Origin of the sequence: Trebonia sp. (assembly GCF_030042015.1) — a bacterium.
In the GTDB taxonomy this organism is placed as follows: Bacteria; Actinomycetota; Actinomycetes; order Streptosporangiales; family Streptosporangiaceae; genus Trebonia.
Genome location: NZ_JASIAL010000484.1, coordinates 1 through 7,306 on the forward strand (window position 1 = coordinate 1; position 7,306 = coordinate 7,306).

At 72.3% G+C, this 7,306-nt stretch carries 10 protein-coding genes; 7 read left to right on the forward strand and 3 right to left on the reverse strand.

The genetic code is table 11. The features are described 5' to 3' along the window. Together Q1N79_RS25750 and Q1N79_RS25755 are read right to left on the reverse strand one after the other, a co-directional pair. Nucleotides 1–464: DUF1992 domain-containing protein (locus Q1N79_RS25750; protein WP_300613324.1), on the reverse strand; the 464-nt coding region annotated here is incomplete at its 3' end. A gap of 3 nt (nt 465–467) precedes the next feature. Continuing rightward, complete coding sequence (locus Q1N79_RS25755; RefSeq protein ID WP_300613326.1) at nt 468–1,388, reverse strand: NAD(P)-binding domain-containing protein; 921 nt, start codon at nt 1,386–1,388, stop codon at nt 468–470. 85 nt (nt 1,389–1,473) lie between these two features. Between Q1N79_RS25755 and Q1N79_RS25760 the strand changes: the two genes are divergently transcribed. The 6 genes from Q1N79_RS25760 (at nt 1,474) to Q1N79_RS25785 (ending at nt 6,134) form a co-directional block, all read left to right on the forward strand. After that, the gene (locus tag Q1N79_RS25760) at nt 1,474–2,538 is read left to right on the forward strand and encodes a hypothetical protein (RefSeq protein ID WP_300613328.1); all 1,065 of its coding nucleotides are present in this window, start codon (nt 1,474–1,476) and stop codon (nt 2,536–2,538) included. A gap of 1 nt (nt 2,539) precedes the next feature. Then, nucleotides 2,540–3,310 (forward strand): DUF427 domain-containing protein, encoded by a 771-nt coding sequence (locus Q1N79_RS25765; protein WP_300613329.1) that lies wholly within the window; start codon nt 2,540–2,542, stop codon nt 3,308–3,310. Nucleotides 3,311–3,542: 232 nt separating this feature from the next. Further along, nucleotides 3,543–4,019: a hypothetical protein gene (locus Q1N79_RS25770; protein ID WP_300613331.1), complete on the forward strand. Its 477-nt coding sequence runs from the start codon at nt 3,543–3,545 to the stop codon at nt 4,017–4,019. 20 nt (nt 4,020–4,039) lie between these two features. Beyond that, on the forward strand, nt 4,040–4,855 hold the full coding sequence (locus Q1N79_RS25775; RefSeq protein WP_300613333.1) for a GAF and ANTAR domain-containing protein: 816 nt from the start codon (nt 4,040–4,042) through the stop codon (nt 4,853–4,855). Next, the gene (locus Q1N79_RS25780) at nt 4,855–5,724 is read left to right on the forward strand and encodes a GAF and ANTAR domain-containing protein (RefSeq protein WP_300613335.1); all 870 of its coding nucleotides are present in this window, start codon (nt 4,855–4,857) and stop codon (nt 5,722–5,724) included. Before Q1N79_RS25775 ends, Q1N79_RS25780 begins: the two co-directional genes overlap by 1 nt. A gap of 50 nt (nt 5,725–5,774) precedes the next feature. Continuing rightward, the gene (locus Q1N79_RS25785; RefSeq protein WP_300613337.1) at nt 5,775–6,134 is read left to right on the forward strand and encodes a hypothetical protein; all 360 of its coding nucleotides are present in this window, start codon (nt 5,775–5,777) and stop codon (nt 6,132–6,134) included. Nucleotides 6,135–6,152: 18 nt separating this feature from the next. Here the strand turns inward: Q1N79_RS25785 and Q1N79_RS25790 are convergent, their stop codons facing one another. Further along, nucleotides 6,153–6,590, reverse strand: coding sequence for a DinB family protein (locus tag Q1N79_RS25790; RefSeq protein ID WP_300613339.1), 438 nt, complete (start codon nt 6,588–6,590; stop codon nt 6,153–6,155). Between the two features lie 260 nt (nt 6,591–6,850). Between Q1N79_RS25790 and Q1N79_RS25795 the strand changes: the two genes are divergently transcribed. Next, a partial coding sequence (locus tag Q1N79_RS25795; protein WP_300613341.1) for a hypothetical protein occupies nt 6,851–7,306 on the forward strand: 456 nt, incomplete at its 3' end.

Sequence of the window (7,306 nt, forward strand, 5' to 3'; positions counted from 1 at the left end):
TCCAGGGGCGGCTCCGCGGGCGGGCCCGCGGCCGCCGGCGGCCGCGGGCGGTTGGCGGCCTGTGCCGCCCGCCAGCGGGCCACGATCTCGTCCTTGTTCACCAGCCGGACGAAGACCGGCGGGCCGACAGGGATCCGCCGCCACCGCAGGATGCGCCGGTTGAGGTCCGCGACCACCTCGCGCACCGCCTCCTCCGAGGGCAGCTCCCCGACGGTCTCGGCCAGCCGCTCGGACTCCCTGCGCAGCCGCAGCGGGGCGGGCAGGAACTCCTCAGGCGGCACTCCCTCGCGGCGGGCGTAGTCGCGCATCCAGGCCTGGCCGTAGTCCGCTTCGGTGTCCCGCTTGAGCTCAAGCGGGAGGCCGGCGCCCGGCAGGTTGTCGAACACCCCGCGCCGTTCGGCGTCAGCGACCTGCTGGTCGATCCACGAGGTGAAGCTCATCCCCTGCGGCTTGCGTTCGGTCATCGCTCACCATCGTAATCGCGTGCCAGGAGCCGCGACCGCACGGGCCCGAGCCGCGGCTATGCGGCCGGCACCGCTACAGGTACGAAAAGTCTTCCGGATCACGCTCGGCACGCCCGGCGCTGGTACACGCGGTGCCTGGGGTGGCTGTGGTGACCGTGGACGTAGGCGCGGGCTAATTGCCAGGCGGCCGGCGCCGTCAGGAACAGGCGGGCCGGGCGGGAAGAGGCGCCACTGTCCGTTCGGGATAAGGATCCCGCGGAACCGAAGTAAGGGCAGCAGCTTGATCATGCTGCTCCAGTCCAGCCCCAGCGGCCCCTGCAGTGTCATGTGCAGCAGCTGGAACGCCTCGAGTTCGCGCGCGCGGCGCAGCGGGCCGGTGTCGATCGGCCGCATCCCGCCGTCCCGCACCAGGGCGGCCACCTTGTCCTTGGCGTCCGGGTCGTCGCCGGCCAGGAACACGTCGACGGGAAGGCCGCAGACCTGCCCCGCCATCAGGGCCGCCGCGAACGTCGTGTTGAAGGCCTTGACCACGCGCGCCGCCGGGTTGATCTCCGCGATCTCCTCGGCGGCGGACATCCCCGGGCTGGTGAGGAGGCAGTCGAACGTGGAGAAGTCGACCGGGTTGCAGGTGTCGACCAGGGTCATCCCCGACAGCGCCGCGCCCTGGTCGCGGGCCACCTGCCGCCCTTCCGGGTACGGCAGCGCGAGCACGATGACGTCGGTGCCCGCGATCGCCTCCGCCGTCCCGGCCACGGTCACCTCGAGCGGGGCGCCGCCCGCGTCCGGCCCTGTCCTGGCCGCCAGGCTGGCCGCGAGCGCTTCGGCCTTGCCCTGCTCGCTGTCGGTGAGCCGCAGCTTGTGCCCGCCCGCCAGGGTCCTGACGGCTATCCCCTCCGCTAGCCGTCCGGCGCCAACGATCGCCACTATCATCTTCTCCCCCAGTAATCAACAGATTTACCCGCGCACCTGCCCGCTGCAACCGCGGGCTCCGCCCATTTGTCTAAGGGGTATGGGAGTCCGGCCGGCCCGAGCAGCCTTCGCGGCGGTGCTGGTGTGCACGGCGATGCTGCTCTGTGCGGCGGGATGCGCGACGGGGCCCGCGCGCACGCCGACGGCGCCCAGCTCGGCGGCAGCCGCCTCGGGGGTCTTCGGCGCGATCCCCGGCGAGAACCCAGCGCTGACGGTAACCGGCGGCGCCGTGTACCTGAGCTGGTACGCATCGCCGGCCGGCCCAGGGTTGCCCAGGATGGTGCTGGCGCGGATCGACGTGCGGACCGGCGCGATCACGGCAAGGAACGCGTTCAGCCCTGGGCTGGTCGGCGCCCCGCTGTTCGCCGACGGCTGGCTGTGGGTCACCGACTCGACCGCACTCGGCGAGTTCCTGCTGCGCCTGGGCCCGGCCACGCTCATGGTGACCGGCGGGCTGCGGTTCAGCGACGAGCAGTACGCTGGCGGCGCGCACGTGGCCTACGCGGGCGGCTGGCTGTGGCTGGACGGCGCGGACCAGCTGCTGCGGGTATCGCCCTCGTCGGTAGAGACGACCGCCGACGTTCGGCTGCCGGGGGCGTACCGGTCTGACGTGGGCGCGACCGCGGACGGCTCGGTCCTCGTCGACAGCGAGCAGGGGGTCACCGGCGCGGTCCAGCGGCGGAATCCGGACACCGGCGCGCTGCTCGCCGCGCACCCGGTCTTCGCCGAAAACGCCTCGATCGACGGCTTCCCCGACTCCGGCGTCTGGATCACGGAGGTCGGCGGGTCGTCGGCCTTCGCCGAGCTGCTGTCCACCGCGACGATGACCGTCCGCGCGATGCCGTCGATCCCCTCGCCCAACGACCTGAGCGTGCGGGTCGCCGACGGCGTGCTGTGGGTGACGGAGAACGAGGCCGGCGGGCCGCAAAGGGACTTCTGCGCTGACCCGGACACCGGGCGCAGGCTTTCGCCGCTCCCGATCACCAGCCCCGCGCAAGGCCGGCTCCTCGGCGTGGACGGCGGCCTGCTCTACTACTCCGAGCCCGTCCGTCACGGCACGGGGTCGCGGGTCGTGCCGGTTCCGGTTCCGGCAGCCTGCGGGTAGCGTGGAAACGGAGGCTGCCATGCAGGAGAACTCACGAGGCGCGGTGCGGGTTGAGCACGGCGCCAAGCGGGTGCGCTGTTACCTGGCCGGACGGCCGGTCGCCGACACCCGGCATCCCGTCCTGGTGTGGGAAAACCCGTACTACCCCGCGTACTACATGCCGCTCGCGGACGTTGCCGCGCAGCTCGTGCCGACCGGTAAGACCGAGCACTCGCCGAGCCGCGGCGAGGCCGAGATCTTCGATGTCGCGGTGGCGGGCGCGACCGCCGAGAGCGCGGCCAAGCGCTACGCCGAGTCCCCGCTTGAGGCGCTGCGCGACCTCGTCCGGTTCGACTGGGCCGCGATGGACGAATGGCTGGAAGAGGACGAGCCGGTCTACACCCATCCGCGGGACCCGTACAAGCGGGTGGACATCCTCGCCAGCTCCCGGCATGTCCGCGTCGAAGTGGACGGCGTCACCGTGGCCGACTCCACCCGGCCGCACATCCTGTTCGAGACCGGCCTGCCGCCGCGCTACTACCTGCCGCTGTCCGACGTCCGCACGGAGTTGCTCCGCCCTTCGGACACCCAGACGCACTGCCCCTACAAGGGCACGGCAGCGTACTGGTCGGTGGACACCGGTCAGGGCGTGCATGCCGACCTCGTGTGGATCTACCGGGCGCCGCTGCCAGAAAGCCAGAAGGTCGCCGGCCTGGCGTGCTTCTACGACGAGAAGGTGGACGTCTACCTCGACGGCGAGCTCCAGCGGCGGCCGCGCACGCCGTTCAGCTGACGGCCGGCTGGCTGGCTGTCGGTGCTGGCGGCAGCGCTGGTGGCGGTGGCGGCGCTGAAAGTTTCGGCGCCCAGTCCCGACCGTCTAGGCAGCCGGCTGCCGCCGGTTTTACTCTTGGACGGTACGGCCCGCCCGCGCTTGGAGCGCGGCGGGCCGGGCGGAGCTGTTCCGGACCCTGACGGCACGCCATCGTCGCGGCGTCAGGCAGGAAGGAAGGCTCCGGTAACCCGTTATGACAGATTCTCCGCAGGCTGATCCGGCTCAGGCTGCCGGTTCGCACCCTTCATCCCTGCCAGCACCGGACCCCGGGCAGGACAACGACGCCGGCGCGCTCGGCCAGGCGATCGTGAACCGGTTGTTCTCCGCCGGCCTTGATCTGCACTTCGCGCTTGCGCTCGCCGGCGACGGGGCGGCCCCCGCCGCGCAGCGGCTGCGCCACGCCGTCGGCGAACTCGATGAGGCGATCAAGGACCTGCGGCGCCTCATGCTGACCGTGCTGGCCCCCGCCGGGGCGGGGCCAGACGGTACCGCGATCGATATACGATCGCGACACCTGGTCCAGGTGACGGATTCCAGCCGCCGGTTATGGGGACCGCGCGCGACGGCCTTGACTATCCCGCACCACCCCGCCGTGGAAGGCAAAGCCGCGGCGGCGGCCTGCTGCGGGCTGAACGTCCCTGTTCCCGCACCCGGGGGTGTGCTGGGATAGGGATGAGGAGGGTGGTGTGCGTGGAGCAGGCGCGCAGTGCCCAGGTGTGGGCGGCGATCAGCGCGTGCGCCCGGCAAGAGGGCGCGGCGGTATCACTTCGGCATGCGGTCATCGCCTGCGCCGACGGGCTGGCCGCGGCGGGAGCGGGACTGTCCGTGGTCCGTCACGGCGCGCCGCGGGAGCCGGTGCTGGCCAGCGCCCCCGCCGCAGAAGAGCTGGAAGAGCTGCAATTCACGCTCGGGCAGGGACCGTGCGTCGACGCCGTCGCCGGGCGCGGCCCGGTCCTCGTGCCCGATATCACCTGGGCGGACGCGCAGCGCCGGTGGCCGGCGTTCGCCCCCGCGGCGGCGGGCCGCGGCGTACGCGGGATGTTCGCCTTCCCTGTGGCAGTCGGCGCTGCGCTGATCGGGGTGCTGGGGGTATACCGGCTGCAGGCCGGGATGCTGGATTCGCAGGAGCTGGCCGACGGCCTGGTGTTCGCCGACGCGGTGCTTGTGCTCGCGCTCGATGAGCGCGGCGGGATCGCCTCCGGCCCGGAGGGCCTGGCCGATGCCGCGCTCAGCACGCGCCGCGCCCAGGTGCACCAGGCCACCGGCATGGTGGCCGCGCAGCTCGGGGTCAGCATGTCCGACGCACTGGCCGCGCTGCGCGCCCACGCGTACACCCGCGGTCGCCAGGTCACCGACCTGGCCGCCGACGTACTGGCCCGCCGGGTACGCCTGGACGCAGACCCGCCACGCCCCGGCCGCCCGCAAGGCGACGCCGAGCATCCCGGCGGGAACACCGGTCAGCATTCCGGTCAGCATTTCGGCGAGCGGAACGGAGAGGAGGAGTGATGGCTGGCACGGACCGGCGGGTGCGGGAGGCATTTATAGAACTGACCGACACCCTGGTGACCGACTTCGACGTCATCGACTTCCTGGCGCGGCTCGCCGTCCGCTGCACCGAGCTGCTCGGGGTCAGCGCCTGCGGGGTCATGCTCGCCGACCACCACGGCGTCCTGAACCTGGTCGCCGCCTCCACCGAGCAGGCCCGGCTGCTTGAACTGTCCCAGCTGCAGAACCCCGAGGGTCCCAGCCTCGAGGCCTACCTCGGCGGCCGCGCGGTGCAATGCACCGAGCTTGCGAGTGCGGGCCCGCGCTGGCCGCGGTTCGCCGCCGCCGCGATCGCCGCCGGGTTCACCGGGGTGTACGCGCTGCCTATGCGGCTTCGCGACCAGCGGCTCGGTGCGCTGAACGTGTTCTGTGCCGAACACGCGTCGCTGGACGCCGACACGGCCGCGCTCGGCCAGGCGCTCGCCGACGCCGCGACGATCGGGATCGTGCACCAGCGTGCCATGGCCCGCAGCGAGGTCATCGCCGAGCAGCTCCAGACCGCCCTGAACAGCCGCATCCTGATCGAGCAGGCCAAGGGTTTCCTGGCCGAGCGGCTGCACGTCACCGTGGAGGACGCTTTCGCCGTGCTGCGCGGCTACGCCAGGGACCACAACCGCAAGCTCACCGACGTCGCCGCCGACGTCACGGCCGGCCGTCTGGACCCCGCTGAGTCCAGCGCGCCCTCACAGGCGCTGTCTCCCGATCCGCCCGGTCCGCCGCCCGGTGCGGCTTCCGGTCCGCCGCCCGATGCGCTGCCCGATGCGCCGCGAACTCAGCCCCTGCCGCCTCGGAGCGACCGCCCCTCCGCTGAGCCGCTGGACCGCCTGTGACAGGACTTCTGGCCCTAACCGCGTCTCGCGGCTTTTGACATGGTTGTCACATGAAGAGTTTGTTCGCGCACCCGAGCGATGCCGACCCCGTCTGGCTCGCTGAAGAGCTGCCGGGGCCGGGCAAGCCGCTTACCCTCGTCGACCGTGCCTGCTGCTGTCCGGCACGGCCGGTGGTCACGGTCATCATGCCGCCGGGCCCAGGACATCCTTTCGCGGCGGACCTTCTGCTGTGCGGCCACCACTACAAGGCCAGCCGCGCCGCCCTGCGGGCCGCTGGCGCCACCGTCTATGACGCGGCCGGGATGGTGATCACCCCAGGCGACGACGGGGATTCCGGCGACTCCCGCGGCCCCGCCCACGGCGGCCGGCGCGAGGTCCCTGCGCCCAGATCGGCTCACGTCAAGCACTGACCACCCCTGAGCTGACGCTCAGCCCGCGCGGCGCAGGTAGAGGTCGCGCAACAGCGCGACCTCGGCGCCGTGATGTGAGAGCTCGTCCTGGACGTGCAACGCGAGCGACGCCCGAGGCTCGGTGGCGTACGGACCCCAGTCCGGCCCCAGCTGGCGCCACATTCCTTCTTCGCCCAGCTCCGCGAGACCGGTCCGGAACGCCTGCCACGCTTGGCTGACAGCGGCAAGCGCCGCCTCCGGCTCGGCGTACCACTCCCGCCCGCGAACCCGCAGCGGATAGGGGCCAAAGGCGCGCGCGGTGAACCCGGCCAGGCACTCGACGCCGATGTGCCACAGCCGCCACGCGATCGTCGTCACCGGGGGAGGTGACGGCTCCGCCTGCGGACGGTCGCCACGCGCCAGCGACTGATGGCCTGACCGACCAGCAGTCGGGCGCCGGCTCCCACAGGTACTCATCCGCGGTCAGCCCGGCGACGCGGTCGCTTATCCGCGACCACACGAAGTCCAGGCTCCCGATCACGACCGGCGCGATCCGCCGCTCCGAGGTGTCAGCCATTCCGCACACGCTAACAGCCCCGGTGAGGCCTCGTACGAAAATCATTCGAAAAGGATCTTGGAAAACGTGCTTCCAGCGGCGCGGATTTGTCGCAGGGGTACGGTATAGTGTTCGTATCAGGCTGAAGCATCGCCTACTTATCCGAACGGAGAACCGTCCCATGGCAGCCGCCCCCATCCCCGGCCCCGGACAGCCCGGCGGCGAGCAGCCGCCGCTGCCCGCGGACCCGGCGCGCGGCGGGGAGGACTGGGACGCGGACGCGGACCTGGCCCGGTTCCTGGACGAAGTAAACGCCGGCCGGATCCCGGTGCCGGATGAGGACCCCGCCGCCCCGGCGGTCATGGTCACCCTGGGCGAGGCCGCCGACGTGGACCCGGCGGTGCTGGCCGCGATGGCCGGCCCGGACGGCCTGGGCGGGGAGGGGTTCGCGCAGGACAAGACCGCGGATGCGCTGCGGCCGGGGCCGCTGCTGGCGGCGCTGGCGGAGAACGCCGCGGCCGGGCTGCCGGGGCTGTCCGATGATGAGCTGCTGGGGCTGGTGTCAGCCAGCCGCCGGTTGCAGAACCGGGCGGAGTACCTGGAGCTGGCCGGGATCGCCGAGTTCACCGCCCGCCGC